Genomic DNA, 24,101 nt, shown 5'->3' on the forward strand with positions numbered 1-24,101 from the left:
CATAACCCGGCAACCGAGATGGCCGGGGAGGCAAAAGGAATTATTCCTTTTCGAAGTAGGGTTGGTAGGCGAGCAGTTCTTCCCGGCTGATGGCAAAAACACCGTGGCCACCATCCTCAAACTCGGGCCACATAAACGGCACCTCCGGGAAGGCTTTTTCCAGGGCTTCCCAGCTATTGCCCACTTCGCAGATCAACAGGCCGTCGGGCTGTAAGTGGTTGGCAGCCTCGCGCAGCAAGCGGCGGGTAAAATCGAGACCGTCATCGCCAGAGCCCAGGGCTATATCCGGCTCAGCGTGGTATTCCTTGGGCATTTCGGCCAGATCGCGGGCATCGACATAGGGCGGGTTGCACACGATCAATTCGTAACTCATACCGTGCAGGCCGGAAAATAGGTCCGACTGCACTGCGCGCACGCGTTCGTTCAACTCGTGACGATTGATATTGATCTGTGCAACTTCGATCGCGTCCTCGGAAATATCACTCACATCGACACGCGCTTCCGGGAAGGCCTCGGCACAGGCGATACCGATACAACCGCTACCACAACAGAGGTCCAGAATCGCCAGGGGCTCAACATTGAGCCAGGGCTGGAAATTGTGGCGAATCATCTCGCCAATCGGTGAACGGGGTACCAGTACCCGCTCGTCCACATAAAATGTCATATCGCAGAAATGCGCTTCCTTCGTCAGGTAGGCCGCCGGTACCCGCTCGCTAAAGCGCCGCTCCAGGATAGTGAGTACGTCGCGGCGCTCCTCCATGGTCAAACGGGCCTGGAGTATCTCCGGCTTACTGTAAGGGGGGAGATGCAGGGCGTGGGTTACCAGCAAAACGGCCTCGTCCCAGGCGTTGTCGGTGCCATGGCCGTAGTAGAGGTCGGCCTCATTGAATCGGCTGGTCCCCCAGCGGATATAGTCCAAAACCGTGGTCAGTTCGTGGAGGCTTGTTTCACGCCTTTCTATCATCAATCTATCCTTAAGTGCTTTGTATCTCGTCGGGGCCCACTGTCACTAGCGGGTGTCCTCTGTTGTTGCTGCAGAGGGGCCAATCAATGCCCGGGGAGTGTAGTTTGCTCACACCAAATAAGCGACGAGTAAGGTTAAGTGGCCATTTTACAGCTGCTACCTAAAGGCCCTAAGCCATTTTTCCGCCCAACTTCCTCTGCCCTGCTAACAAAACAGCCTTCGCCAGTGGTCGTCAAATAACAGCTAACAGGCTCCTGGGGCCGCGTGGATCTTTACTCTCGGGTTACAAACGCTTAGGGTAGCGCACCCGCCCTTCGGGCTGAGATGTTGGAAAGAGCAGCATGAACGAACATTACGCGCGAATTATTGAAGCAATCGGCGAAGATCCGCAACGCCCTGGGCTCAAAGACACCCCGGAGCGCGCCGCCAAAGCCATGGAATACCTGACACGCGGCTATAAACAGACCGTGGAAGATGTAGTCAACGACGCGCTCTTCCCGTCCGACTGCAGCGAAATGGTGTTGGTTAAGGATATCGAACTCTACTCCCTGTGTGAGCACCACCTGCTGCCGTTTATCGGCCGCGCCCACGTAGCCTATATTCCCAATGGCAAGGTCGTTGGCCTGTCCAAGGTAGCACGCATTGTGGATATGTTTGCGCGCCGCCTGCAGATCCAGGAGCAGCTGACCGTAGAGATCGCCGAGACCCTGCAAAACGTTACCGGTGCTGCCGGTGTCGGCGTGATCATCGAAGCCAAGCATATGTGCATGATGATGCGCGGTGTGGAAAAACAGAACTCTGTGATGAAGACTTCGGCTATGCTCGGTACTTTCCGCAGCAACCAGGCCACCCGCAACGAGTTCCTCTCCCTGCTGCGCCAGTAAACGCCACAGGTACCCAGCGGCCGCCAGGGCCGCTTTGACCGAGGAGTGACCGCTATGCCTCACCTGATCATAGAGTATGCGAAAAATCTGGAAGAGAAGATTTCTGTCGCTGCACTGGTCAGCTCGGCTCAGGAGGCGATGCACCGTTCCGGTTTGTTCGCCTCCCACAATATCAAGACTCGCGCCAAGTCCTACGATCAGTTTATCGCTGGGGACAATGGCAACAGCTTTATCCACGCAGAGATCCGCTTGCTTGAAGGGCGCTCTACGCGGGAAAGGGAGGCATTGAGCTCGGCGGTTTTTAACAGCCTGTGCCAATTTGCCGAGGGAGTTCCCGCAGTCTCGGTAGAGGTGCGGGAGATGGATGCCAGCTGCTATTCCAAGCGGGTTCCCTTCTAAGCGGTTTCACCGCGCAAGAAAGGCCCAAACCACTCTGCAATCGCCCGGGCACCACTCTCCTCCAGGTGTAAGTGGTGGCTTCCGGGAATCTCACGCGCCTCAATACCCGGAAACTCTTGCAGTACAGGGCGCAGGCGCTTGAGCATATCTGCAATACCGTCTTCAGCGAGAACCAGCTGCACCGGCATCTTCAATCGGGATAAGTAAGCTTTAATCTGTGGCTCATTGAGCTTGGCCGTGGAAGCCGCCATCAGCCGGGGGTCATTACTCCACATATAACCCCCCTCCACTTCCCGGGTGCCCCGCTCGGTCAATACCTGCGCAGCCCACTCAGTTAGCGGGAACATGCCATTTTTGCGCGCTTCGACCGCCTCTTCGAAGGTACCGTAAACCCTCAGCTTGCGCGTGCCGTAACGGGCTCTCTGGGCAATGGCCTTGGCCAGATTCTCCGGAGCTTTTTCATCTTCGGTGGAGGGGGGCACCAGGCCATCGATCAGTGCCAAGCGCTTTACCCGATCGGGAAAAGCACCAGCGGTTATCACCCCGGCGATAGCGCCTCGAGAGTGCGCCACAATGGAGAACTTGCGCCAGCCGAGCGCGTGTACCGCCCCCAAAATATCTTCCGCCTCTTCCCAGATGTTGTAGTTGGCATCGAGTGAGCGGTGATAGCTGCGTCCGTGGCCCGGCATATCTATCGCTACCAGATTAATTCCGCTGAGCAGGGGAGCCAGCCGACTGAAGGTGGCACAGTTATCCAACCAGCCGTGAAGAGCAATTACCGGCTCTCCCTCTGGATCGCCCCACTGGCGTGCAGCAATCGACTTGTGATCAAACTCAAGGGTGATTTCACGGGGAGTTATTTGATTTATCGCCAAAGTGATATCCACCGGATAGTGACTAAAACAGGTGGTGAAATGGTGCGGCCCACCAACAACATCCGCAATGACAGTTGTGATCAGCGCAATAGGGATTTACTGGCAGACACAACCGGAAAAGTTACTCTGCGTGCTGCAACCACTCCAGGTCAGCGCAGCCATTAGCCCATACATCCGCACTGACGCAGGCGAGGCTGGAAGTGCCCATCGGATGCTCGTTACCGCTGCCACAGAGGCCATTGAGCAGGCTGCCCACCAGAGGCTGGTGACTAACCAGCAGAAGCGGAAAGGTATCCTGGGTTTGCAAATGATCGAGCAGTTGCTGTGGGTAAGTATTGCCGATGAGCAGCGGCTCGGTAATAACGGGCAACCCCAGTTGAGCGGCAGCAATCTCAGCGGTTTCCTGGGTGCGTACAAATGGGCTGGCCCAAATAGCCTTTACCGCCGCCAGTTCCTCGGCGCGCTTTTTACAAACCTGTGCAACCTGCCTGCGCCCGCGCTCTGTCAGGGCTCTTTCTGCATCATTGGCGAGCATGGGCTCGGCTTTACCGTGACGCAAAATAAACAGCTGCATGGGGCTTCCTCAAGGGTAGGTTGTGACTTTGTTGATATCTGCGGGAATATTCACAGGGAGGGCAGCAGATATTTATCCGGTGCCCACGGATAAGGCACCGGATAAATTAGCGATAGGAAAAGCGATCAGTTCTTGTCGACAGGTTTGTCGGCGTCGTCGGCACTTTCCTCTACTAGCTCGGGCTTTTCACTGCTCTCGGGCTCGGAGCTACCCAGGATAATGGCATCCTCGGCTTCGTCTTCAGCCTTGTCCTTTTCACGCTTTACTTCCGTAGAAACCACTTCTGCAGAAACATCTTCGGCGCCCTCGTAACCGGACAAATCTTCTACTTCAGATTCAGGCCACTCGGCAAACGGGAAAGGTTTTTCGTCGGAGTTGTAGATCAGGAACTGGATCGCCTGGTAAACATAGGAGGCGAGCTGATCGCCAAAGCGACGCAGATTATCGTTGGATTTCCCGCTGATAATCGAAAACAGGAATTGCAGTATCACTACCGCCATCAGTAACCACGCGGCAACCTGAAGGCACACTGCAAACAGCACCATATAGATAAGGCGCACCCACTGGTTGCCGGAAGTAAGATTGCGCTTTAGATCGTCATTTTTCATATGAGGCTTCCATTTAAGGCTTGGCCGAGTAGGCCACATCAAAAGTTTGTGCGCCCGACATCAAATTACGAATCACCTCAGGAATCGGCCGCTGTTCAAATAATATGGCGTGAATCGCGGAAACCAAGGGCATGTAGACACCCATTTCGTCAGCTTTCTGTTTAATCAGACGAACCGTATTCACACCTTCGGCCACCTGACCGATTTCTGCGACAGCCTGATCGAGCGGCTTGCCTTTACCGACCATATACCCCACCCGATAATTTCGGCTGAGGTCTGAGGAACAGGTCAGAATCAAGTCGCCGACACCGGCGAGGCCGATAAACGTCATGGGATCGGCACCCATCGCTTCGGCAAAACGCATCATTTCTGCCAGGGAGCGGGTGATCAATAAACTGATGGTATTTTGCCCGCGCTCCAGTGCCGCAGCCATACCAGTGATGATCGCGTAGATATTTTTTAGCGCACCGGCAAGCTCGACTCCAAACACATCGCTACTGGAATAAACCCGGAAAGTCTCCGAGTGCAGTGCCGATTGAATCGCTTTGCAAAGTGCCTCGTCTTCACTGGCCACCACCGTTGCAGTGTAGTGCCCCGCAACAATTTCTTTTGCAAAATTTGGTCCGCTCAAGACCCCGACACGCATGTCGGTGGTTTCCTCGCGCAGGATATCGCTCATTAAGTGGAAGTTGTCGTGCTCGATTCCCTTAGTGGTGGAGATCAGCATGGTGCCCGGCGCTAACAGCGGGGCTACTTTTTTTACCACCTCGCGAAAGGATTTACTGGGTATCGCGACAAAAACGATACTGCAACCATCGACCGCTTGCTCCAGGTCGCTGGTAAGTTGTAATTCCGGGTGCAGCGGCACGCCGGGCAGGTATTTATGGTTTTCTCGAGTGTCGCGACACTCAGCCGCCGTCTCCGCGTTGCGCATCCACTGGCGGGTGTCGTGGCCGTTGCCCGCCACAATGTTAGCAATCGCGGTTCCGAAACTGCCGCCGCCCAATACGGCAATAGCGAGGGGGTTGGAAGTTTCTTTTTGCATTGTCACACCGATAAAGCTTCTTATAAGACTTGCGGATTATAGAGGCATGACCCGCTGAGCCCAATGGGGTCAATTTGTTTTAAACTTCTGCCAATTGTGCGAAACGGCACAGTAAATAGCAAAAACGGCCCTCTGCCTTGACCAACCGATAAAACACCGTTCGATCCGGCAGGGGCCGCTTCTGGGACCAGCAAAGTCTAAAACAACTCCGCTGGCCATCGCTTAGCACCAATCAATAGCGCTGACTTAACCGTGCATTTCCAGCAACAGCGTGTTCAGGCGGCGCACATAATCCGCCGGATCTGCCAACTGGTTACCGGCGGCCAGGTTAGCCTGGTCCATCAGGATATTGGTGAGGTCCGCAAAACGATCTTCATCCGCCTCCTGGTCCAGACGCTTTACCAGTGGGTGGGACGGATTGATTTCAAAGATCGGCTTGGCATCTGGCAGGGCCTGGCCGGCCTGTTCCAGGATGCGGCGCATTTGCGGGCCCATATCCTGTTCGCTCACCACCAGACACGCTGGGGAGTCCACCAGGCGAGTGGTTGCGCGTACGGATTCAACGCGACCTTCCAGAACTTCCTGTACCCGCTCAACCAGGGCACCGGACTCCTGCTCAACTTTTTCGCGCTCAGCCTTGTCCTCATCGCTCTCGGCTTCACCCAGATCCAGCGCACCTTTGGCCACGTCTTGGAACTGCTTGCCGTCGAACTCGTTCATATGGCCCACGAACCACTCGTCCACCTGATCGGTGAGCAGCAGCACTTCGATACCCTTCTTGCGGAATACTTCCAGGTAGGGGCTGGACTTGGCCGTAGCGAAGTTGTCGGCACACACGTAGTAGATCGCCTTTTGGCCATCCTTCATGCGACCCACATAGTCTTCCAGGGATTGATCCTGCTTCTCGGTATCGGTATGGGTGCTGGCGAAGCGCAGCAGCTTGGCAATTTTCTCTTTGTTGGAGAAATCTTCAGCCGGACCTTCTTTCAATACATTGCCGAACAGATCCCAGAACTTCTGGTATTCATCGCCATCTTTCTTCGCCAATTTATCCAGCATATCCAGAACACGCTTGGTCAGCGCACTCTTGATCGCATCGGTATTGCGATCTTTTTGCAGGATTTCACGGGATACGTTCAGCGGCAAATCATTGGAGTCCAGAACACCTTTCACGAAACGCAAGTACAGCGGCAGGAACTGCTCCGCATCGTCCATGATAAAAGTGCGCTGCACATACAGCTTGAGGCCGCGAGCGGCATCGCGCTGGTACAGATCAAACGGTGCGCGCGCAGGGATGTAAAGCAGGCTGGTGTAATCCTGTTTGCCCTCTACGCGGTTGTGGCTCCAGGTTAAGGGATCGTCAAAATCGTGGGAGATATGCTTGTAGAACTCCTTGTACTCCTCAGATTTCACATCGGAGCGGGGACGAGTCCACAGAGCCTGGGCAGCGTTTACTGCTTCAAACTCAGGCGCCTTCTCTTCTTTCGGCTCTTCGCCCTCTTCCGCCGCCGGCATCTCCTCTTTCAACATCTCCACCGGAATGGCGATGTGATCGGAGTACTTTTTAATGATGGAGCGCAGGCGCCAGTTATCGGCAAACTCTTTCGCTTCTTCTTTCAGATGCAGAACCACTCGAGTGCCGCGCTGGGGCCACTCTACAGTCTCTACGGAGTATTCCGCTTCACCGTGACACTCCCAGTGCACGCCCTGGTCGGAGTTCAAGCCGGCGCGACGGGTGAATACGTCCACTTTGTCGGCAACGATAAAGGCGGAGTAGAAGCCCACACCGAACTGGCCGATCAGGTGCGCATCTTTTTTCTGGTCACCGGTCAGCTGCTGCATAAATGCAGAAGTGCCGGAGCGAGCGATGGTGCCGAGGTTTTCGATAACTTCATCGCGGCTCATACCAATACCGTTATCGGTAATGGTGAGTGTGCCCTCTTCCTTGTCAAACTCGATGCGAATGCGCAGGTCTGCATCTTCACCCAGTAATTCGGGCTTGGACAGCGATTCAAAACGCAGCTTGTCGGCGGCATCAGAAGCGTTGGATACCAGCTCGCGCAGGAAAATCTCCTTATTGGAGTAGAGCGAGTGGATCATCAGGTGCAGTAGCTGCTTGGCTTCCGTCTGGAATCCATGGCTCTCTTTTTGGGCCTCAACGGTCATCTATTCGGTCTCCCCGTAAACGTCAATCGGAACAGGGAGCAAATATTGGGATCAGCCAGCAGGTTTCAAGGGGGGGAGGGACAATCACTTACCAGTGGAGATCAGCGATCTCCACTGGTTTGAGCGGTAGCGAGATTGCCTTTGCCAGTAATATCGATCACGAAATTGGCAGTGAGATCTGAGATCACACGGGACTCCGCATTCATCAGGATGGCAATACCCACTTTCAACTTTTCCGAGTAGGCCACCGCCGCACGGAAGCCCGCAACCCAACCGCCGTGGTAAATAATGCGGTCATCACCAATGGTATAGAGGCGCCAGCCCAGACCATAGCCCGCGTGAGACAGGTAATCTCTCCAGATACGATGGCGCATATGGCGCTGGGTAGCGACTCGCTCAGTAGTCATATCGGCGATCACTTCCGGTGACAGCACCTTCGGGTAGTAGCCCATCTGCGCTTTCAGCCACTGGGCCATATCGGAGATACTGGCATTCACTCCCGCCGCCGGTGCAGCAAAGTAGTATTCCTTCTCCACTTTTACCGGGCGCCAGCCGCTGCCTGTCTGAATATGGGGTGCCGCACGGTTATCGGAGGCCATAAAGCTCTCCCAACCGACCGATGCGTTCTGCATTTTCAGCGGGACAAAAATTCGCTTTTTCAGCTGGCTGGCAAAGGAGACCCCGGTCGCCTCAAAAATCACATCTTCAATAAGGCTGAACAACACATTCTGGTAGCCGTAGCATTTTCCCGGCGTGCAGCGCGGATCGATATTGGCAAACTTGGGCAATATCTTGCTGAGAGGCTTGTTGTCCTCAAGGTAGTTGTCGTAGGCGTTGGGGGTCAGGCCCGAGGAATGGCTGAGCAAGTGCTCCACCTGAAGCTGGCGAGACAGCGAGGGCGTCTTAAAGCTCAGGTCCGGCACATAGTTGACCACCTTGTCATCCCATTTGAAGCGATCTTCATGCTCCAACATAGTGGCCATACTGGCAGCGAAGGTCTTGGATACCGAGGCCAGACGGAACACCGTGTCCTGATCCACCTTGCCGGATTTACCCCTGACCCTGACGCCATAGGTATCCATCGCGACCACCCGGTTGCCATCCACGATGACATAGGCGCCGCCGGGTATAGATTTACCCGCCATCATCTGTTTGAAGTATCGGCCAAACTGTTTGGCCCTGTCGTCTATATCAGCCGCTTGCGCAGGCAGGGACAGACTCCCCAGAATCACCAGGAAGAGGAAAAAACGTGCCATAGAGGCGCGCATGCCGTAGACGATATTTGAAAGAATTGCAGGTCTCATAAGCAAATCGAGCCGCCAAAGCAATCCGGTAGTTGCAGATAAGACTAGCAGCCAGCGGGCAAAAACTCTATTTAGGCGCCACGCAGGACTGACCGCTGAATTCTAGTCTGCACTTTTCTCCGGCGCGGGGACGGCCATGCCAATCAGCGCAGATCAGCGCAACAAGGCTTGTACAAACAAAAAAACCGCCTTGCGGCGGTTCTTCTTTTGGGGCCCGGGGACCCCAACGCAAAAAGCGTCTTACAGCTTCTCAGCGTTCTCGCTCAGGTAAGCCGCTACACCTTCCGGAGAAGCGTTCATACCTTTGTCGCCTTCCTGCCAGCCGGCGGGGCAAACTTCACCGTGCTCCTGGTGGAACGCCAGAGCGTCAACCATGCGCAGCATTTCGTCAACGTTACGGCCCAGCGGCAGATCGTTAACTACTTGGTGACGTACAGTGCCTTCTTCGTCGATCAGGAAGGAACCGCGGAAAGCAACACCAGCGTCAGCTTCTACGTCGTACGCCTGGCAGATTTCGTGCTTAACGTCTGCAACCAGAGTGTACTTAACCGGGCCGATACCACCGTCGTTGACGGAGGTATTACGCCATGCGTTGTGAGAGAACTGGGAATCGATGGATACACCGATTACCTCAACACCGCGCTTTTCAAACTCAGCGAAACGGTGGTCGAAAGCGATCAGCTCAGAAGGACATACGAAGGTGAAGTCCAGCGGGTAGAAGAAAACTACAGCCTTCTTACCTTTGATTGCTTCTTTCAGGTTAAAAGTATCGACGATTTCGCCGTTACCCAATACCGCTGCAGCGGTGAAATCCGGAGCCGGCTTGCCTACCAGAACTGCCATGAAAACCTCCTCAATCCAATGATGGGTTGTTGATGATACGTAGAGTGTTCAATTTATGAGCAACAGCTATAAATCGAATGGGAATTAATAGTGGGCCGCTATGATACACACCCACTTATTTCAGGCCCATAAATTTTTTAAATCAGGCTGATAGCAGAACGGCTATGCGTGAACTAACACCCAAAATAGGATGACCTACCCGCAAAAATGTACAAATAGCAAACAAAGAGGGCGAAATGCGACCATTCCGGAATCTTATTGACACTCATTCTCAATTGCAATAGGATTCCTACCTGACTACTATTGATTAAGAGTTGAACAGAGCCACCGCCATGTATGTATGTATTTGTAAGGGCATAACTGACCGCCAGATTAAAGAGGCGATCTATGATGGCTCCACTTCGGTGAAGGCGTTGAGACGCCAGCTGGGCGTTTCTTCTCAATGTGGACGCTGTGCCGAGCAGACCAAGGAGATCATTGATGAGACCATGAGCGGTGGGATGGTATCCTCTGCCAATAACGGCCTCTTCTACTCCGCCAGCTGATTTTGGCTTTTGACCTGCGATCGTGTCCCTGGCGATCGCCTCCCCTCTTCTTATATCTCAGCTTTCACTCAACACCTGCTAGTTATGTCAAGCTCCTTCCTTTAACGGCTTAGCGCGGTTCAACTGAAATTCAAAAACGGTGCCGCAGTTTCCCTGCTACGCACAAAAACGATTGTATTTAGATATAGCAACATTCCTAATCCATACATTTTTGTACCGCCCACTGACAACAACAAGTGCAGTGAACTGAACCAGAAATATGTATTTGTAAGTGCTTAGCAAACCGCCAGATCAAAGAGATAATCTATGGTGGCGCTATCTCGGTAAGGGCCTTGGGGCACCAGTTGGCGGTCTCATCCCTGTGTGGGAGGCCGAATAAACAAATTAGCTTATCGAATAGACCATGAACGGGAGCATGGTCTACTCAGCTAACTACCGCCGATTCTACTTCACCAGCTGACCCCGAATCCCGGCAACCACAATCTATAACCACTAAGTTACCTTCCCGAATGCTCCCTCTAAAGCTCATAGGCTAAGCTGATAGCACGCTGGCGTGCCTTTCTCCATCTATGAAGCAGTATCTTATACACCTCTATGAACGCCTCCACTCCAGTTTCTGGAGCGTCCCGCTGATTATGATCCTAGCGGCGCTAGCGCTCTGCGCCTTTACCGTTCACCTGGACACAGCGCTTCCTGCTCCTCCCCTTTTATTCCGGGGCAGTTTGCAATGGTTTAATTTGGGTAATATCGAAAATGCTCGAGCCCTTTTGTCAGTCATTGCTGGCTCCACTATCACGGTAGCCGGAACGGTATTCTCAATAACAATGGTTGCCCTCTCCCTCGCCTCTAATCAATTCGGCCCCCATTTGATCAGAAATTTTATCCGGGACCGAGCGACCCAGATATCCCTCGGGATTTTCCTGGCGACCTATGTCTATGCCATTGTCACTATGCGTTCGATTGGCACAGCGGAAAACGAAATAGCTAGCTATGGCATTAGCGTGCTCACGGCTTTGGTGCTGACTTTAATCAGTGTTATCTACCTTATTTACTTTATTCACAATGTCGCACAGTCAATTCAGGTCGATAACATTACCCACCGTATTAATCTCGAGTTTCAGCAGGCGATAGAGCGTGAATATCCAGATTGCCATGAATCTACGAACAAAAAAGTATTCGATGCTAAACGCCTGGACCTCGGCTCAAGTTGGATCGACATCCCCACCCCAAAGGGCGGTTATGTCCAATTTATCGATAAGCAAAGAATTACTCGCACAACCCAGAAATTCCAGTGCTGCCTAAAGCTGAACTGCCACCCGGGAAGCTACCTGCATCACTGGGAGATGATCGGCCAGGTTTATCCGGCAAATAACCCAGAAAGAATAATTCCTGCAATTCAGTCTGCAATACAGATCGGCACCCAGCCAACGGCAGAACAAGATGTGGTCTTTTCTATCCAGCAGCTTTCACAAATTGCTGTGCGGGCTTTATCTCCAGGCATTAATGACCCATTTACTGCTTATTCCTGCGTTGATCGCCTGATTGAGGGGCTTGGTACTGTATTATATCGACCTGAGCCCGCAAATTGTTTTACCGACTCATCGGGGGAATTGCGAATAATTTGCAGTAAGCTTGAGTTTTCTCAACTGCTCCAAGCTTCTCTCGACGAAATTGTCGAACACGGCAGATCAAGTAGTGTATTTATGTGCCATTTACTCAACGCACTAGAAACACTTGTTGAGGTTTGCCATAGGAAAACAGATAAACAGGCATTAAAGGACTATTTAAAGCGCCTGAATGACGACAACTCAGTTTTTATAAAAAGCAAAATCGATCAACAAATCATTAATGACAAATTAGTTTTTATTAGAGAAAAACTAAAAAGCTGAAATATTGCCCTGCAACCTAAATGAGAATTATTTTCGTTGCTATTTTCGGCTAAATTTGCGTTAAAACCCTTGTTTTTCCTGCATTCTGCAAGAAAAATTTTCTCTTGACTTGCCGCAAATCGCAACGCAAACTCGGCCCCGATTGCAGCTGAAATCCTAAAATAAAATTAGGTAAATCAGGCAGCCGCAGACTTTAGTGACTAATAAACTTTAGTAACTAAAAATATCAACTAATCTCTAGCGACTAACAAATAGGAACTCTCTGCAAACCTTATTGAGTTGGCAGGGCTTCAGGAGCACAGGCTATGAAAGGCGACCCCAAGGTAATTGAGCATTTAAATAAAGTACTGGGTAATGAACTGGTAGCTATTAACCAGTATTTCCTACACGCCCGCATGTACGACAATTGGGGTTTAAAAGAGCTGGGCAAACAGGAATATCACGAATCCATTGATGAAATGAAGCACGCCGATTGGCTGATCGAGCGCATTCTTTTCCTCGAAGGTATTCCCAACCTGCAGCACCTGGGCAAACTTCTGATCGGCGAAAATACCGAAGAGATGCTCAAGTGCGACCTGAAAATTGAATCCAAGGCCATTCCCGACTTGCGTGAAGCCATCGCCTATTGCGAGTCCGTTCGGGATTACGGCAGTCGTGAATTGCTGGAGAAAATCCTCGAGTCTGAGGAAGAGCATGTAGATTGGCTGGAAACCCAGCTGGAGCTGATCGACAAAGTTGGCATTCAAAACTACCTGCAAACTCAAATGGAAACTGCAGCCGGCCACTCTGGCAAGTAGTTTAAGTCCTCTCACAGGCATAAAAAAACCGCAGCTTCCGCTGCGGTTTTTTTGTTTCTACAGTATGCCTACCATCTATAGCAGCAGACATATTGGAGCAAAAGCGGAAATTAATCCTCGCCTTCGCTCTCCGCTGATGCCTCATCAATCAAGGTTTTCAGCTCACCGTTCTCATGCATTTCCATAATGATGTCACAGCCACCGATCAGCTCGCCCTTTACCCACAGCTGGGGGAAGGTCGGCCAGTTCGCATACTTAGGCAGCTCAGCGCGGATGTCCGGGTTAGCCAGAATATCAACGTAGGCAAAGCGCTTACCGCAAGCCATCATCGCCTGGGAGGCCCGCATGGAAAAGCCGCACTGGGGGGCATTAGGGCTACCTTTCATATAAAGCAGAATGGTGTTATCAGCGATCTGCTGCTTGATGTTCTCCAGTGTATCCATAAGCGTGAAAAACCTCAGGTGGTCGAAGCAAAAAGTAAGTGTACAGGCACCATACCATCATCTGGTATAGCGCGCCGGCATCCATTGTACCCCAGTGGGGCCGGCAATAAGTACACCATCCCCTCGATGAAAGCAAAAACCGCAGATCTGCAATACCGGATACCATGTTGAAAATTCAGCCAGCCAGATAGCACACAGCTTATAAAGGCTGTGTTACCATTGCTCCAATCGATATAAAGTGCAGATTAAAAAGCTTAAACAGAATTTTCTGCGGAAAATAAACAGTCCAAATAGTCAATATTTAAGGAGATGCCCCGGTGGCCACCCCGACACTCATGCAAAACTATGGCGATCGAACCCTCACACTGGTGCGGGGTGAAGGCAATTATGTATGGGATGATCAGGGCCGACGATACCTGGATGCAATCTCTGGAATCGCCGTCTGCGGCCTTGGCCACTGCCACCCCAAAGTGACCCTGGCCCTGCACGAGCAGATTCGGACCCTGTTACATGTATCCAATCTCTACAATATCCCTGCGCAGGAGAAACTGGCAGACAAGCTGGTACAACTATCCGGTATGGACAATGTGTTTTTCTCCAATTCTGGAGCTGAGGCCAATGAAGCAGCGATTAAATTAGCGCGGCGGCTAGGCAATAGCCGCAACATTGAAACCCCTCAAATCCTGGTAATGGAAAGCGCTTTCCACGGCCGCACCCTGGCTACCCTGACAGCAACCGGCAATGAAAAAATCCAAGAGGGCTTCGGCCCTCTGCCCGAGGGTTTTTTGCGTGTGCCGTTTAACGATACCGCAGCCATCGAAAAGCTCGCAGGTGAGCGCAACGATATTGTCGCAGTGCTGGTTGAGCCGGTTCAGGGAGAGGGCGGTGTACGCGTGCCCACTTCCAACTACCTGGGGCAATTACGCGAACTCTGCGATCAATATAACTGGCTCCTGATGCTGGATGAAGTGCAAACCGGAAACGGGCGCAGTGGCAAAATGTTTGCCTACCAGCATGCAGACATATTGCCCGACGTGGTGACCACTGCCAAAGGACTGGGTAACGGTGTCCCTATCGGAGCCTGCCTGGCCAGGGGAGTTGCCGCACAATTATTTTCTGCGGGCACCCACGGCTCCACTTTTGGCGGCAACCCTCTAGCCTGCAGTGCCGCACTGGCAGTGATCGATACGCTGGAAAGTGAATGGCTGTTAGAGCGCGCCGAGGCATTGGGGCAACGCCTGCTGCATCAACTCAAACAACAGTTATCCGATTGCGACCAGGTCAAAGAGGTGCGGGGCTTGGGGCTGATGATCGGAATAGAATTGCAGCAGCCCTGTGCCAAACTGGTGGACATAGCCCGCGAGCGCGGACTGCTGATTAATGTTACCGCCGGCAATGTAGTACGCCTGCTCCCCCCACTCACACTCAGCGACGACGAGTGCCATCAATTGGCAAACGATGTCAGCTCACTGATTCACCAGTTTGCACTGCAAGCAGTCTGATGCAAAAAAAGGAGAACAGCTTATGGCGATCAGACATTTTCTCACCCTGACAGACTTGTCCTCGGAAGAGCTCAAGCAAATTATTGAGCGCGCGATCGAACTCAAAACACTGCGCACTCAAGGAATAAATACTGACCTTTTTCGCGGCAAAGTGCTGGGGATGATTTTTGAAAAATCCTCTACTCGTACCCGCGTTTCATTTGAGGCCGGTATGGCACAGATGGGAGGCAGCGCCCTCTTCCTATCTCCCCGCGATACTCAGTTAGGCCGCGGGGAGCCCGTTGAAGACAGCGCCCGAGTAATTTCCAGCATGGTGGATATGGTGATGATTCGCACCTTTGGCCACCAGGTACTGGAGCGCTTCTCAGAATATTCAAAGGTACCGGTGATTAATGCCCTCTCCGACAGCTACCACCCCTGCCAGCTGCTCGCAGATATCCAAACCTTTGTGGAGCACCGCGGCAGCCCTGAGGGCAAGGTGGTCGCCTGGGTCGGCGATGGCAACAATATGTGCCACTCCTATATTAATGCTGCCCGCCTGTGCAATTTTGAGCTGCGTATAGCCTGCCCGCCCGGCTACGAGCCCAACGCCAATATCCTCGCTTCGGCAAGTGATCGGGTCACCGTAGTACACGATCCGGTGGAGGCTGTTAAAGGGGCCGATTGGGTGGCCACCGATGTGTGGGCTTCCATGGGACAGGAAACTGAACAACAGATCCGCCTGAAAGCCTTCGAGAGCTTCCTGGTGGACCATGAGCTGATGAGCCACGCCAATAGCGATGCCATCTTTATGCACTGCTTGCCCGCCCACCGTGGAGAGGAGGTGAGTGCCGAACTTTTAGAGGATGGCAACATCTCGGTGGTATGGGATGAGGCTGAAAACCGCCTTCACGCGCAAAAAGCCCTGATGGAATTCCTCCAAGACCACAGTCGCTAACCCCTGAAAGGGTACAGCCACTCCTACGGTTGTACCCTGCTACCTGTACCCACTCTCCCGCGCCTTTCCCCTACAATGTATAAAAGATGCGATTGGCGACAAAAAATCCAAGAGATCGCTAAATTTAGCAATCGGCGCCAACGACTAATTTACAGCCAGCCAAGATGTCAGAATTAAATAAGCGTCAGTAAATTGAGCAATTGAGTACCACTTTGCTCAAAGAGCAGCCATTTGCAAATGGTTATTGCCGTTGTTAATTTACAGCGCTCTAGCTATTAAAAAAAATTGTAAGACACTGTACCCAGCGTTCTTTCCCGGCACCCACTCCTTTGCAGCCCAGGGCTGGCGGGCTCTGCCGCGAAAGTGGCTACTGACTCAGCACCTCTACCCACAATTTATCCACAAACAACTACATAGTTATTCGCCTTGAACTGACCCGCCTACCGCATTATCTTGTAGCGCACTCGAGGCCGACCCCCTATATATTGGGGTAGAGGCTCAAGAGCACCCCCATTATGTGGGGCAAATTCCGGCGCACCACCACACTTTTTGGCGGTGGGCGTCAGGCGCTGCTTTTTTCAAAGCAGAATCAGAGGTAAGCGGGCGGAATGGAATTTCCGCCACAGGCAGCAGCTGGCAAACCTTTTCAGATAGCCGGTGACAAGCCGCCTGTTTCCAGTGTCCACAGCTGTGGATAAACACTGGCAAAGCGAAGGACACGCTCCGCCATGCCACACAGTCATGTGGCCGCCGTTCTTTTGAACGCACGCGGACAGACAACAGAACAAACCTTTCGGAGATTTACATGCACACAGAGACAGGGCGCTCTCAAGCCGTGCCTGCGGAAAAATCAGGCACCTCCAGCGACCAGGCGACTGGCGGCACGACTCTGGCCGCTACTGCACCGGGCCAGATCCGCGTAATCAAGCGCAATGGCACCGTTGTACCCTACGACGACAGCAAAATCGCCGTCGCCGTAACTAAAGCCTTCCTCGCTGTTGAAGGCGGCACCGCCGCTGCTTCCAGCCGTGTCCACGAGCAAGTTGAAGAACTGGTCGGCCAGATCAGTGCCACTTTCAAACGCCGCATGCCCTCTGGCGGCACTATCCACATTGAAGAGATCCAGGACCAGGTAGAGCTGGCCCTGATGCGCGCCGGTGAACAAAAGGTTGCCCGCGACTACGTACTCTACCGTGAAGAACACGCCCGCCTGCGCGCAGAGAAAGAAAAAACCGCTCAAATTGCCGAGCAAGCTGTCGATGCCCACCCCAGCATCCGTGTAAAGCAGGACGATGACAGCCTTGCACCCCTGGATATGGAACGCCTGCGCACCGTTGTCAAAGAAGCCTGTGAAGGCCTGAAAGATGTCGACAGCGCGGCAATTCTTAACGAAGCCCTGAAAAACCTGTACGACGGTGTTTCCGAAAACGATATCAATACCGCGCTGGTAATCACTGCGCGCACCTTGGTTGAGCAGGAGCCCAATTACACCTTCGCTACCGCCAGCCTGCTGCTGGACAAGCTGCGCTCCGAAGCTCTGCGCTTCCTCGGTGTTGCCGAGCGCGCCACCCAGCACGAGATGGAAAAGCTGTACGCCTCTACCCTGCCCACTTACGTGAAAAAGGGTATCGAGCTGGACCTGCTGGACCCTGCGCTGGCCACCTTCGACCTGGAAAAACTCGGCGAAGCTCTAAAAGGCGAGCGCGATCACCAGTTCACTTATCTGGGCCTGCAGACTCTGTACGACCGCTACTTCCTGCACAGCGACGATATTCGTTTCGAGCTGCCGCAAATCTTCTTTATGCGCGTCGCCATGGGCCTCAGCATCAATGAAGAGAACAAAAACGATCGCGCGGTAGAGTTCTACAACCTGTTGAGCTCTTTCGACTACATGAGTTCCACCCCGACCCTGTTCAACGCCGGCACCCTGCGCCCGCAGCTGTCCTCCTGCTACCTGACCACGGTACCGGACGACCTGCACGGCATTTACGGCGCTATTCGCGATAACGCCATGCTGTCCAAGTGGGCAGGCGGTCTCGGCAATGACTGGACGCCGGTGCGCTCCCTGGGTTCCTATATCAAAGGCACCAACGGCAAGTCCCAAGGTGTCGTGCCCTTCCTGAAAGTGGCCAATGACACCGCAGTAGCCGTCAACCAGGGCGGTAAGCGCAAAGGCGCTGTCTGTGCCTACCTGGAAACCTGGCACCTGGATATCGAGGAATTCCTAGAGCTGCGCAAAAACACTGGTGACGACCGCCGCCGCACCCACGATATGAACACCGCCAACTGGGTCCCCGACCTGTTTATGAAGCGCGTGTTCGAAGATAAAGAGTGGACCCTGTTCTCCCCGGCCGATTGCCCGGACCTGCACGATCTGTTCGGCACCGCATTCGAAGAGCGCTACAACCACTACGAGCAACTGGCTGCCGAAGGCAAGCTGCGTCTGTTCAAGAAGATCCGCGCACTAGACCTTTGGCGCAAGATGCTGGGCATGCTGTTCGAAACTGGCCACCCCTGGATCACCTTTAAAGACAGCTGCAACCTGCGCAGCCCGCAGCAACACGCCGGTGTGGTTCACAGCTCCAACCTGTGCACCGAGATCACTCTCAACACCAAGGCCGACGACGAAATCGCCGTGTGTAACCTGGGCTCCGTCAACCTGGCTCAACACATCGGTGAGAACGGTGAACTCGACCGCACCAAGCTGGCTAATACCGTAAAAACTGCGGTGCGTATGCTCGATAACGTTATCGACATCAACTACTACGCAGTTGAAAGTGCACGTCAGTCCAACATGCGTCACCGCCCTGTGGGCATGGGCCTGATGGGCTTCCAGGACGCACTGTACAAAGCCGGCATCGCCTACGCCAGCGATGAAGCCGTCGCCTTTGCCGACAACACCATGGAAGCGATCAGCTTCGAAGCCATCTCCGCTTCCAGCGACCTGGCTGCCGAGCGCGGCAAGTACCAGACCTACGAAGGCTCCCTGTGGAGCAAAGGTGTTCTGCCGCTGGATTCCATCCAGATCCTGGCTGAACAGCGCGGCCAGCAGTTTATCGAACAGGACACCAGCTCCACGCTGGACTGGGACGGCCTGCGCGAGAAAGTAAAAGCCCAAGGTATGCGCAACTCCAACGTGATGGCGATCGCTCCTACTGCGACCATTGCCAATATCACCGGGGTTTCCCAGTCGATCGAACCGACCTACCAAAACCTGTATGTGAAGTCGAACCTGTCCGGCGAATTCACCGTAGTAAACCCCTACCTGGTACACGATCTGAAAGATCGCGGCCTATGGGATCAGGTCATGGTTAACGACCTGAAATACTATGAAGGTTCTGTACAGAAAATCGATCGCGTACCGGAAGACCTGAAAGCAAAATACCGCACCGCGTTTGAAGTGGAGCCGCGCTGGATCGTGGACGCTGCCAGCCGTCGCCAGAAGTGGATCGACCAGGCCCAGTCCCTGAACCTGTATATTGCCGGCGCCGACGGCAAGAAGCTGGACCTGACCTATCGCATGGCTTGGTTCCGTGGCCTGAAAACCACTTACTACCTGCGCGCACTGGCTGCCACCACCACAGAGAAATCTACGGTAAATAGCGGCACCCTGAACGCGGTAAGTGCACATGGCGGTAGCAACGGAGTGGCTTCGGCAGCACCTGCTGAGCAAGCTGCACCTGCACCGGCCGCAGTGCCTCAGGCCTGCTCACTGGACGACCCGGATTGCGAGGCCTGCCAGTAAAATTTAAGCCCCTTTTTTATAGGGGCTGCACTGACTCTCGGGGGAGAGCGTCGTAACCGCAAGTGCGGGCATGACCATGCGCAGCGACCCCGGTCCACCCATTATTTTAATAGTGGGTAATACCATAGGGACCGGGGATCGGCTGCGGCTTATTTTCCCGAGAAAACCCAGTGCAATTGCCAGCGAAAATTCAGTGCAAATAACGCAGCAAAAATTGATCTGGCACAGGATTTTCTGTGCCCAGGCGAGTTAAAAATACGAGCCTGTAATGAATTATTACCGGTAAAAAATATCACCGGTATGTCATCCCTGGTTGCACACAATTAGTGAGTAATACACCAGGAAGATTTAAGAATTTTTTATCGAACTTTCGATAGTGAGACCGATCAAAAGGGCCAACTATGCTGAGCTGGGACGACATCGACACCAAGCCCCAACAACCTGAAAAAGCAACCGAACCGCGACCGACGCCGGAGGCCCAGGCAAAATCCGTGCAGGAGCCCAGCGCTTCCTACACAGCCGCTCCGGCGTCGCCTGCGGCCCAAAGCGGCTCCACTGCCGTTGATGCCGCCCGTGCCGCAGTTGCTAATATGGACCCGGCTCCCGGCCTGGAAGAACTGGAAATGGGTGCGGCCCGTATCCAGGTAGATGAAAAGCGCATTATTAATTGCCGCGCTGACCTCAACCAGCTGGTTCCCTTTAAATACGACTGGGCCTGGCAAAAATACCTGGACGGCTGCGCCAACCACTGGATGCCCCAGGAAATCAACATGAACAAAGACGTGTCCATGTGGAAAGACCCCAACGGTCTGACCGAGGACGAGCGTCGCATCGTGGAATACTCCCTAGGCTATTTCTCCACCGCAGACTCCCTGGTTGCTAACAACCTGGTATTGGCGATCTACCGCCATATCACCAACCCTGAGTGCCGCCAGTACCTGCTGCGTCAGTCTTTTGAAGAAGCCATTCACACCCACGCCTACCAGTACTGTGTAGAGTCCTTGGGTATGGACGAAGGTGAAGTCTTCAATATGTACCGCGAAGTGCCAGCGGTTGCCAAAAAGGCGGCCTGGAGCCTATCCCACACCCAGGCCATCGGTGATCCCAACTTCAAAACCGGCACCGTAGAATCCGACCAGGAGCTGCTGCGCAACCTGATCGCCTTCTACGCTGTCACTGAAGGTATCTTCTTCTACTGTGGCTTCAGCCAGATCCTGTCCATGGGTCGTCGCAACAAAATGACCGGTGTTGCCGAGCAGTTCCAGTACATCCTGCGCGACGAGTCTATGCACCTGAACTTCGGCATCGACGTCATCAACCAGATTAAGCTGGAAAACCCACACCTGTGGACAGCGGAATTCCAGCAGGAAGTCACCCAGATGATTCTCGAGGGTATGGAGCTTGAAGTAGCCTATGCCCGCGACACCATGCCCCGCGGCGTACTCGGCATGAATGCGAATATGATGGAGGAATACCTCCAGTTTATCGCCAACCGCCGGCTTAGCCAGCTGGGCCTGAAAGAGCAGTTCCCAGGCGCCCAGAATCCATTCCCGTGGATGTCCGAAATTATGGACTTGCGCAAAGAGAAAAATTTCTTTGAAACCCGCGTTATCGAATACCAAACCGGCGGCGCACTGCAGTGGTAAGCGCTTCCTGGTTAGCGAATTACTAAAAAGGAGAAAGTAGTCGCTCACAGGAAGAGAAGTATTGAAAACGGGCTTAATGCCCGTTTTTTTTATTTTGAGCATCCCAGTTTACTCTTCACTCTAACCATAGACTTAAGTTCTATAGAAACTCTTTCTCTCCCCCTGGCGCTGACCATCTCGGCAAAGCATTTGGATAGCGGCTTGTATTCGCGCATAATGCCCCGCATTAATTGGTATAACAGCTATGCCTCTAGATGAGCAGGCCTTCAGTTATCCCTACTCGCCTATTACCTAGCTACAATGAATTGATATATGAGCACCCCAGATTTAAGTGAAATAACTAATCTCAGCTGTGAAGATCGCTACGAGTATTTTCTGAGCATAGCCGGAGAAGAGCGGGAGATCTGGATACTGATCGATAGCCAAAATTGCTTTCTTAAAATACATACCGATGAAGATGGTGGCTTTGAATATCTGCCAGTATGGCCAAGCGCTGAATTTGCCCAAGCCTATGCTGAAAATGAAGCGGGCCTCACCCCTAAAAGCATTCCCTTACCACAGTTTTTAAAGAAGTGGCTTTCTGGCTTAAAAGGTGACGGCATTGAAATAGGTGTGTTTCCTGCGCCGGATAAAAGCGTATGGATTACTAGCTCAGAGGAACTAGAGATCGATCTACGGGAAGAGCTGAACAACTTCTAAATAGGCTATTCACGTTGACGCTACCGCTTCAAAAATCCGACAAAGAAAGTTCAGTTCTATTGAATAAAAGTGAGATAACAGAGTAAACACCTGTTATCTTACTTGGGTAATATACAATTACAGATTCGCCGCCTGATATTTATATATACTATTCACTTGAGGCGTTGCAATGAAAACCAGGAATAAAATAAGTTTCGACGCCACCAAAAACTATAAGGAAGAGAAAGATATAAAGCCGGCCTTGCCCGCTTATAGCAGCACAGTCGCCAGTGCAAAGCATTCGGAAAAGAAAAGCAAATAGTATCCGGTTGGATAACTTTCACGTCATCTAAATCTCCCCATAAGTCGATATCCGAACTCAAAGCAAAATCCAAAATTCTTCCTCTAGAGAGCAGGTAGATATTAACTCCCTGATCCAGAGACCACCAATCATGTAGGATAACTAACACTTTATCGAGAAATTGGTATTGAGCAACAATCTCTCTACCATAAACGGGTATAGCTCTTTGGTTGGAGCCATCAATTAATACGACTTTACTATTATCAATTGGATTAAGCTTGAAGTTATTCACCTCAGAGAGAAAAGCGTTCGTCACTACCCTCCCCCCTTAAATTCCAGACCTCTAACTTTACTACAAACTTATGATCCAAAATATAGCTCCCTGAATTAGCAGGGTATTTAAAAAAACCTTAATATGTTCCCCTAATTGGGTAATGGTTATCAGGATTTCGGATAAACTCGATACCCACCAATAGCGTTTGCAAGTCAGGCCTCGCAAAAGGTGCATTGGAAATGTCGACTATTTGCAGCCTTCCAGATTCGTTGATGACAAAAACACCCGGTTCAGCAAAGGGCCTATCTGTTTCTTCAGGGGAGCGGGGTTTTGAAATATAGAGCCCAAGCTGCTGCATTTGGGGTATTGATAAACCGTAACCGATAGTAAATCCCGGCTGAATTGTTTCCATATGCAGAGAAGCTTTTTCCTCCGTATCGGCAGAGACAGCGACCACATCAATACCCTCCGCGTGATAGCGGGGTAGTAGCACACTCAATACACGCAAATACTTGGTACAAAGAGGGCAGTGCTTACCTCGGTAAACGACTACCATCTGCCAAGGGAAACTACCTTCGGGCTTCCCCAGTACCAACTCACCTCCACCAAGTCGCTTTACTTCTATAGCAGGAAAATCGATACCAGCAGCAAGCTTTATATTGCTCATTAGCACCCCACTTGAGAATATAAGAAGAGAATTAGTCAACCAATGAATCCCACCGTTAGTATAGGAGACTCGATGAAAAAGCCCCTTATTCGTTTTCTATCAACGCTATTAGCAGCCGGACTGCTAAGTGGCTGCCCTGCTAACCACCAAAGTAACTCTTCTCCTGAAAGCCATTCCCAGCCTCTTGAATTTTTGCCTGCCCTGAAGGGGGACTACTTTAAGCTGGATTCAACAATTATTGGGCGCCCCTACCATATCTATACTCGCCTGCCTGAGGGCTATAATCCAAGCGAAGGTACAACTTACCCGGTCATTTATCTCCTTGACGGGGATTCCCTGTTCCCAATTTTGGCTACTAATCACTTATTTATGCATTACGATGATTACGCCCCCGAGGCGATTATCGTAGGTATTACTTACGGTTCATTTAAACCCGATATCAATCATCGCAGTTTTGACTTTTCACTACCCGGTGACAGTGACACACTTAAGTATGGCGGTGCACCGCAGTTTCTCAACTTTCTAGAGCGGGAGCTCTTGCCAGCAGTTGAAAGCCGCTACTCGGTAGACCCTCATCAACGAGTTCTCTTCGGTCAAAGTCGAGGGGGATATTTTGTGCTTTACACGGCATTTTCTAAGCCCGACTTGTTTAAAGGATTGATAGCCAGCAATGCCACCTTCCTACCACAACAGGAATTTTTCTACAGGGAACCTGTACAAGCGACAAGAGAGGATCTGACTCTGATAGTAACCAGTGGCTCCAAAGACATGCCAACCCTGCGCAAAGATGCACTCTCCTGGCATAAGCACTGGAAAGAACGAGAGAACACTCCCTGGCGCATTGCATTTACAACGATTCCAGGCGGTACCCATGCGGCAAATAGTACTGACAGTTACCGTTTCGGCATCCACGAGATTTTTGCAGAAGAGATCGAAATATCTCGTATGAAAGCAGAGAACAATTTGCAAGTGGTAGAGGATCACTAGAGCTAAATATTAATAGCAGTAGATATGT

The 24,101-nt window shown here is 52.2% G+C and carries 22 protein-coding genes; 11 read left to right on the forward strand and 11 right to left on the reverse strand.

Going from position 1 to position 24,101, the window contains the following annotated elements; genetic code table 11:
- Window positions 1-40: 40 nt before the first annotated feature.
- A complete protein-coding gene (prmB, locus tag ACJJI8_RS00305; protein ID WP_444907556.1) occupies window positions 41-964 on the reverse strand; it encodes a 50S ribosomal protein L3 N(5)-glutamine methyltransferase in 924 nt (307 codons plus the stop codon).
- Window positions 965-1,305: 341 nt separating this feature from the next.
- On the opposite strand from prmB, the gene folE reads away from it, so the two are divergent.
- Both folE and ACJJI8_RS00315 read left to right on the forward strand, forming a co-directional pair.
- Window positions 1,306-1,848: a GTP cyclohydrolase I FolE gene (folE, locus tag ACJJI8_RS00310; protein WP_282933775.1), complete on the forward strand. Its 543-nt coding sequence runs from the start codon at window positions 1,306-1,308 to the stop codon at window positions 1,846-1,848.
- 54 nt (window positions 1,849-1,902) lie between these two features.
- Window positions 1,903-2,247, forward strand: coding sequence for a 5-carboxymethyl-2-hydroxymuconate Delta-isomerase (locus ACJJI8_RS00315; RefSeq protein WP_282933776.1), 345 nt, complete (start codon window positions 1,903-1,905; stop codon window positions 2,245-2,247).
- Here the strand turns inward: ACJJI8_RS00315 and ACJJI8_RS00320 are convergent.
- The 7 genes from ACJJI8_RS00320 to ACJJI8_RS00350 all read right to left on the reverse strand — a co-directional run bounded on the left by ACJJI8_RS00320 (window position 2,244) and on the right by ACJJI8_RS00350 (window position 9,662).
- Window positions 2,244-3,122, reverse strand: a complete 879-nt coding sequence (locus tag ACJJI8_RS00320; RefSeq protein ID WP_413662950.1) for an alpha/beta fold hydrolase — start codon at window positions 3,120-3,122, stop codon at window positions 2,244-2,246. The genes ACJJI8_RS00315 and ACJJI8_RS00320 overlap by 4 nt on opposite strands.
- Window positions 3,123-3,243: 121 nt before the next feature.
- A complete protein-coding gene (gene sixA, locus ACJJI8_RS00325; RefSeq protein WP_444896453.1) occupies window positions 3,244-3,696 on the reverse strand; it encodes a phosphohistidine phosphatase SixA in 453 nt (150 codons plus the stop codon).
- Window positions 3,697-3,821: 125 nt separating this feature from the next.
- On the reverse strand, window positions 3,822-4,304 hold the full coding sequence (locus tag ACJJI8_RS00330) for a DUF4389 domain-containing protein (protein WP_282933779.1): 483 nt from the start codon (window positions 4,302-4,304) through the stop codon (window positions 3,822-3,824).
- Between the two features lie 13 nt (window positions 4,305-4,317).
- Window positions 4,318-5,349, reverse strand: coding sequence for an NAD(P)H-dependent glycerol-3-phosphate dehydrogenase (locus ACJJI8_RS00335; protein ID WP_413662953.1), 1,032 nt, complete (start codon window positions 5,347-5,349; stop codon window positions 4,318-4,320).
- Window positions 5,350-5,595: 246 nt separating this feature from the next.
- A complete protein-coding gene (gene htpG / locus ACJJI8_RS00340) occupies window positions 5,596-7,515 on the reverse strand; it encodes a molecular chaperone HtpG (protein WP_444933917.1) in 1,920 nt (639 codons plus the stop codon).
- 101 nt (window positions 7,516-7,616) lie between these two features.
- A complete protein-coding gene (locus tag ACJJI8_RS00345; protein WP_444925620.1) occupies window positions 7,617-8,819 on the reverse strand; it encodes a serine hydrolase domain-containing protein in 1,203 nt (400 codons plus the stop codon).
- Window positions 8,820-9,059: 240 nt separating this feature from the next.
- Entirely contained in the window at window positions 9,060-9,662 is a 603-nt protein-coding gene (locus ACJJI8_RS00350) for a peroxiredoxin (protein ID WP_444896448.1), read from the reverse strand.
- A gap of 314 nt (window positions 9,663-9,976) precedes the next feature.
- On the opposite strand from ACJJI8_RS00350, the gene ACJJI8_RS00355 reads away from it, so the two are divergent.
- The 3 genes from ACJJI8_RS00355 to bfr all read left to right on the forward strand — a co-directional run bounded on the left by ACJJI8_RS00355 (window position 9,977) and on the right by bfr (window position 12,893).
- Window positions 9,977-10,207 (forward strand): bacterioferritin-associated ferredoxin, encoded by a 231-nt coding sequence (locus tag ACJJI8_RS00355; protein ID WP_413662956.1) that lies wholly within the window; start codon window positions 9,977-9,979, stop codon window positions 10,205-10,207.
- A gap of 569 nt (window positions 10,208-10,776) precedes the next feature.
- Complete coding sequence (locus ACJJI8_RS00360) at window positions 10,777-12,096, forward strand: DUF2254 domain-containing protein (RefSeq protein WP_444933918.1); 1,320 nt, start codon at window positions 10,777-10,779, stop codon at window positions 12,094-12,096.
- A gap of 305 nt (window positions 12,097-12,401) precedes the next feature.
- Window positions 12,402-12,893, forward strand: coding sequence for a bacterioferritin (gene bfr / locus ACJJI8_RS00365; RefSeq protein ID WP_020412720.1), 492 nt, complete (start codon window positions 12,402-12,404; stop codon window positions 12,891-12,893).
- Between the two features lie 110 nt (window positions 12,894-13,003).
- Here bfr and grxD read toward each other — a convergent pair whose 3' ends face one another.
- Window positions 13,004-13,336 carry a Grx4 family monothiol glutaredoxin gene (gene grxD / locus ACJJI8_RS00370; RefSeq protein ID WP_282933784.1) on the reverse strand — a complete coding sequence of 111 codons (333 nt, stop codon included), beginning with the start codon at window positions 13,334-13,336 and terminating at the stop codon, window positions 13,004-13,006.
- A gap of 317 nt (window positions 13,337-13,653) precedes the next feature.
- Here grxD and ACJJI8_RS00375 point away from each other — a divergent pair, with 317 nt between their 5' ends.
- The 5 genes from ACJJI8_RS00375 (at window position 13,654) to ACJJI8_RS00395 (ending at window position 21,865) form a co-directional block, all read left to right on the forward strand.
- Complete coding sequence (locus ACJJI8_RS00375) at window positions 13,654-14,838, forward strand: aspartate aminotransferase family protein (protein ID WP_444917918.1); 1,185 nt, start codon at window positions 13,654-13,656, stop codon at window positions 14,836-14,838.
- A 22-nt stretch (window positions 14,839-14,860) separates the two neighbouring features.
- A complete protein-coding gene (gene argF / locus ACJJI8_RS00380; RefSeq protein WP_444917919.1) occupies window positions 14,861-15,775 on the forward strand; it encodes an ornithine carbamoyltransferase in 915 nt (304 codons plus the stop codon).
- Window positions 15,776-16,580: 805 nt separating this feature from the next.
- Window positions 16,581-19,520 carry a ribonucleoside-diphosphate reductase subunit alpha gene (locus tag ACJJI8_RS00385; RefSeq protein ID WP_444933919.1) on the forward strand — a complete coding sequence of 980 codons (2,940 nt, stop codon included), beginning with the start codon at window positions 16,581-16,583 and terminating at the stop codon, window positions 19,518-19,520.
- Between the two features lie 401 nt (window positions 19,521-19,921).
- Window positions 19,922-21,166 (forward strand): ribonucleotide-diphosphate reductase subunit beta, encoded by a 1,245-nt coding sequence (locus ACJJI8_RS00390; RefSeq protein ID WP_108734126.1) that lies wholly within the window; start codon window positions 19,922-19,924, stop codon window positions 21,164-21,166.
- Window positions 21,167-21,478: 312 nt separating this feature from the next.
- Complete coding sequence (locus ACJJI8_RS00395; RefSeq protein ID WP_444933920.1) at window positions 21,479-21,865, forward strand: DUF2750 domain-containing protein; 387 nt, start codon at window positions 21,479-21,481, stop codon at window positions 21,863-21,865.
- Window positions 21,866-22,017: 152 nt separating this feature from the next.
- Here ACJJI8_RS00395 and ACJJI8_RS00400 read toward each other — a convergent pair whose 3' ends face one another.
- Window positions 22,018-22,461, reverse strand: coding sequence for a hypothetical protein (locus ACJJI8_RS00400; protein ID WP_444933921.1), 444 nt, complete (start codon window positions 22,459-22,461; stop codon window positions 22,018-22,020).
- Window positions 22,462-22,555: 94 nt separating this feature from the next.
- A complete protein-coding gene (locus ACJJI8_RS00405; RefSeq protein ID WP_444933922.1) occupies window positions 22,556-23,086 on the reverse strand; it encodes a redoxin domain-containing protein in 531 nt (176 codons plus the stop codon).
- Window positions 23,087-23,158: 72 nt separating this feature from the next.
- Between ACJJI8_RS00405 and ACJJI8_RS00410 the strand changes: the two genes are divergently transcribed.
- The gene (locus tag ACJJI8_RS00410; RefSeq protein ID WP_444933923.1) at window positions 23,159-24,073 is read left to right on the forward strand and encodes an alpha/beta hydrolase; all 915 of its coding nucleotides are present in this window, start codon (window positions 23,159-23,161) and stop codon (window positions 24,071-24,073) included.
- The last annotated feature ends 28 nt before the right edge of the window (window positions 24,074-24,101 follow it).

The sequence above is a fragment of the Microbulbifer maximicatervae (SeqCode) genome, from assembly GCF_052467695.1.

What these genes read in the sequence shown, in the direction of transcription:
- prmB (WP_444907556.1), bottom strand. Translation starts at nt 964, where the DNA reads ATGATAGAAAGGCGTGAAACAAGCCTCCACGAACTGACCACGGTTTTG.
- folE (WP_282933775.1), top strand. Translation starts at nt 1,306, where the DNA reads ATGAACGAACATTACGCGCGAATTATTGAAGCAATCGGCGAAGATCCG.
- ACJJI8_RS00315 (WP_282933776.1), top strand. Translation starts at nt 1,903, where the DNA reads ATGCCTCACCTGATCATAGAGTATGCGAAAAATCTGGAAGAGAAGATT.
- sixA (WP_444896453.1), bottom strand. Translation starts at nt 3,696, where the DNA reads ATGCAGCTGTTTATTTTGCGTCACGGTAAAGCCGAGCCCATGCTCGCC.
- ACJJI8_RS00330 (WP_282933779.1), bottom strand. Translation starts at nt 4,304, where the DNA reads ATGAAAAATGACGATCTAAAGCGCAATCTTACTTCCGGCAACCAGTGG.
- ACJJI8_RS00335 (WP_413662953.1), bottom strand. Translation starts at nt 5,349, where the DNA reads ATGCAAAAAGAAACTTCCAACCCCCTCGCTATTGCCGTATTGGGCGGC.
- htpG (WP_444933917.1), bottom strand. Translation starts at nt 7,515, where the DNA reads ATGACCGTTGAGGCCCAAAAAGAGAGCCATGGATTCCAGACGGAAGCC.
- ACJJI8_RS00345 (WP_444925620.1), bottom strand. Translation starts at nt 8,819, where the DNA reads ATGAGACCTGCAATTCTTTCAAATATCGTCTACGGCATGCGCGCCTCT.
- ACJJI8_RS00350 (WP_444896448.1), bottom strand. Translation starts at nt 9,662, where the DNA reads ATGGCAGTTCTGGTAGGCAAGCCGGCTCCGGATTTCACCGCTGCAGCG.
- ACJJI8_RS00360 (WP_444933918.1), top strand. Translation starts at nt 10,777, where the DNA reads ATGAAGCAGTATCTTATACACCTCTATGAACGCCTCCACTCCAGTTTC.
- bfr (WP_020412720.1), top strand. Translation starts at nt 12,402, where the DNA reads ATGAAAGGCGACCCCAAGGTAATTGAGCATTTAAATAAAGTACTGGGT.
- grxD (WP_282933784.1), bottom strand. Translation starts at nt 13,336, where the DNA reads ATGGATACACTGGAGAACATCAAGCAGCAGATCGCTGATAACACCATT.
- argF (WP_444917919.1), top strand. Translation starts at nt 14,861, where the DNA reads ATGGCGATCAGACATTTTCTCACCCTGACAGACTTGTCCTCGGAAGAG.
- ACJJI8_RS00385 (WP_444933919.1), top strand. Translation starts at nt 16,581, where the DNA reads ATGCACACAGAGACAGGGCGCTCTCAAGCCGTGCCTGCGGAAAAATCA.
- ACJJI8_RS00390 (WP_108734126.1), top strand. Translation starts at nt 19,922, where the DNA reads ATGCTGAGCTGGGACGACATCGACACCAAGCCCCAACAACCTGAAAAA.
- ACJJI8_RS00395 (WP_444933920.1), top strand. Translation starts at nt 21,479, where the DNA reads ATGAGCACCCCAGATTTAAGTGAAATAACTAATCTCAGCTGTGAAGAT.
- ACJJI8_RS00405 (WP_444933922.1), bottom strand. Translation starts at nt 23,086, where the DNA reads ATGAGCAATATAAAGCTTGCTGCTGGTATCGATTTTCCTGCTATAGAA.
- ACJJI8_RS00410 (WP_444933923.1), top strand. Translation starts at nt 23,159, where the DNA reads ATGAAAAAGCCCCTTATTCGTTTTCTATCAACGCTATTAGCAGCCGGA.